Genomic DNA, 2,884 nt, shown 5'->3' with positions numbered 1-2,884 from the left:
AAGCCGCGAAACGTTAGTAGCCATTATGAAAAAAATCCTAGAATTTAACAAGCAAATATGAATAAACAAATTTTATTTTATCTTTTGATTTTTTTGTGTTTTAGTTGCAAAGAAGAACAAAAAGCAGAAGTTATACAGAAAACTAAAGTTATTAAATTACCACCGAAAAAAATTACTGACGAAAATAACGTAATTGGATTTGCTTGCTACTATTCGGGACGGAAATCAAAAGCAGTAAATAAATTTTCTGAAATTCTATCTAAAAAAGATTACTCAATTATTAAAGGAAGTCTTAAAGCAACAAATATTGCTGACAAGTATTTGGCAACAGCTATTTGTGAAAAGTTATCACAAAAGAAGTTGATTAATCTGACTAAAGAAGAATTAAATCAAATTAAGAAGAATAAAAATAGTAGCGAAAAAGTAAGTACTTGTGCTGGCTGTACGAATGACGAAACAATGACGCTTAAAGAACTGCTTTTGGAAAAGAATTACATAACGGAAGAAACCGAAGAATGGCTAAACGAAATGCTAAAATAACGGCTACTAACAGCCGTTACAAGAAATTTGGGTATTTGGCTTAATTTAAATTTGGTTTTGTATTTGGAAAATTTGTGCTTAATGGAAAAATCTCGCATCTTTAATCCCAAACTTCTTGTAGCGCCAAGACGTTACCAAACATTTAAAAACCTACTTTATGAAAAACAGAATTGTATTTTTTATCTTTTTAATCTTATTAGTCAATTATAGTTGTAATAGTAATGATTCAAATACTGAACAAAAAACTTTTTTATGTTGTGGAGAAAATCCATTGCAATCTAAGAACATAAATAATCTTGACCAAACTGCTGGAAAAATAAATGTTATTTCAGTATTTACTCCAAATGAAGATGGTATTAACGATTGTTTTCTGGTGGAGAATTTATATAAATATTCATTTAACTCTTTAACAATATATGATTTAAATGATAAAATTCTTTTCACAACAGAAAATTATGGTAAAAACTCCAACTCTTTTTGCGGAGATAATATTAAAAGCGGAACCGTGAAATATAAACTTGTAGTGAAAAATGAACAAACATTCGTTGAGTATGGATATGTGTGTATAGTTAAAACAGAAGAAGAAGGTAAAGTATTTAGCGCAGAAACTGAATGCACATTCCCTTTTGACGACCCAATTATATTTCAAAAATAATATGAACTGAATAAACGTTTGGTAACAGCTACTACAACGGATTTGGGCAATAGGCTTAATGGAAAGTTGGTCTTGTATTTGGGATGATTTGGCAAATCCGAATAATGGGCTTAATTTAGTCCCAAACCCGCTGTAGTAGCGGGACGTTATGCGTCAGCAGGTTGGAGCGCACAGAAATATAGACGAATTAAAATTCATTAGATAATCATCAATAATTTGTAATACTTTAAAAAAAATATGAGACAATTTGTTGAAGATGATAATCAATTTAAAGACGGAATATTAGCATTTGATAAAAGAAATAAAGTCAAGCTTTATAAAACACATAATACTTCAGAAGACAAAAGAATTTATAGCTATCTAATTTTAGATTTCAAATTACCAAAAGATATACACTTTAAAGATTTTACAATTGAACAATCAATTGAAGTAGATATTATTAAAAATATTAAATCAGACCAATCAGCAAAAAAAGCGTATGTTTCGCCTGTTAAAATGCCAGAAAGAATTAATTACATCAATTCACACTATTTTACTTTAGGGCTTAGTGCAGTTTGTAGTTTTGCATTTGAAAGACCTGTCGTTTCGACAAAAAATGATTATTATAATCGATTTGAAGTTGCTAATGAACACGAATTAAGAGAAATCGGAGTTGAATTTCCAAGAACAATTCGAGGACCAGGTGCAAAAGGCTTTAGAATTCACAATGAAATAATTGACGTTTGGGAACAAAGATTAATAGAAGTAGTTAACCTACTTGACAAACTTACTTTATCAGAGAGTAAAGAATATGAAGTAAGTTATGAAAACTTAATGCAAAGTTTTCGATTAATACAGTTGGCACATATAAATAAAAAAGAAGATTTTGACTTAGGATTTTCGTTTATCATTGCAGGCATTGAAGCAATATCACAAATAGCAATAGATAAAATTGACTTTTCAAATAAACCAGACCATTATAACGAATGGAAAAACCTTTCTAAAAAAAATGAAGTCGCAAAAAGTCTTTTTGAAGAGTATTTGAAAGTTCAAGCTTATGTAAATGCAGAAATTAATAATAGAGATCTAACTAAACGTTTTGTGAGATTTCTGATTACTTACACTAAGAATTCAGATTGGGAAGAAGTTTTTTACAATGAATTAATAACCGAAGGTTTAAAGTACAGAATCTTATTCCCAAACGAAATAAGTGTTGTGCCAGAATTGAAGCCAAATAAATTAACTGAGGAAGAATTTTCAATTATTATTAAAAACACATACACTCTCCGCTCTGAATTTTTCCATATGGGACAATCTTTACCACACAAAAGAACCAATAATTCATCTTGCGATCGTTTTTTCCACATTATAGACAATATTAAAAGAAGAGAAGAATTGTTTAAGAAAATGGAAAAAGAAAATCGGATAGAAAGTCCATTTGAGGAATGGACTAAAACCCAAGATACATTAATAACCTTTGAATTAATGTCAAATATGGCAAGAAACTCTATAATAAACTACATAAAAAAAGTTCTAAAATAGCGGATTTAGTCGATAGATTCAAAACAGAAACTTGACAAAAATGGATTATTATTGAAATGCAAAGCAGAAACTTGAAAAGCTAAATTTATTACGTTTTCTTTTTAGATTTTTAAAGTTCACATAAATGTTTAAAAATAAATAATTAAGTTCGGAAAAGCTACTTGTAAT

The 2,884-nt window shown here is 28.8% G+C and carries 3 protein-coding genes; all 3 read left to right on the top strand.

Going from position 1 to position 2,884, the window contains the following annotated elements; translation table 11 throughout:
* Positions 1-57: 57 nt before the first annotated feature.
* The 3 genes from MW871_RS15675 to MW871_RS15665 all read left to right on the top strand — a co-directional run bounded on the left by MW871_RS15675 (position 58) and on the right by MW871_RS15665 (position 2,716).
* Complete coding sequence (locus tag MW871_RS15675; RefSeq protein WP_248429341.1) at positions 58-540, top strand: hypothetical protein; 483 nt, start codon at positions 58-60, stop codon at positions 538-540.
* 157 nt (positions 541-697) lie between these two features.
* Positions 698-1,195 (top strand): T9SS type B sorting domain-containing protein, encoded by a 498-nt coding sequence (locus MW871_RS15670; protein ID WP_188051774.1) that lies wholly within the window; start codon positions 698-700, stop codon positions 1,193-1,195.
* A 237-nt stretch (positions 1,196-1,432) separates the two neighbouring features.
* Positions 1,433-2,716 (top strand): hypothetical protein, encoded by a 1,284-nt coding sequence (locus tag MW871_RS15665; RefSeq protein ID WP_248429340.1) that lies wholly within the window; start codon positions 1,433-1,435, stop codon positions 2,714-2,716.
* The last annotated feature ends 168 nt before the right edge of the window (positions 2,717-2,884 follow it).

Source organism: Flavobacterium pygoscelis (assembly GCF_023162025.1).
In the GTDB taxonomy this organism is placed as follows: Bacteria; Bacteroidota; Bacteroidia; order Flavobacteriales; family Flavobacteriaceae; genus Flavobacterium; species Flavobacterium pygoscelis.
Note: the sequence above shows the minus strand (reverse complement) of the source record. Positions and strands in the feature narration are given on the sequence as shown.

Bases quoted from the DNA above. Each gene is read 5' to 3' on its own strand.
- MW871_RS15675 (WP_248429341.1), top strand. From the start codon at position 58: ATGAATAAACAAATTTTATTTTATCTTTTGATTTTTTTGTGTTTTAGT.
- MW871_RS15670 (WP_188051774.1), top strand. From the start codon at position 698: ATGAAAAACAGAATTGTATTTTTTATCTTTTTAATCTTATTAGTCAAT.
- MW871_RS15665 (WP_248429340.1), top strand. From the start codon at position 1,433: ATGAGACAATTTGTTGAAGATGATAATCAATTTAAAGACGGAATATTA.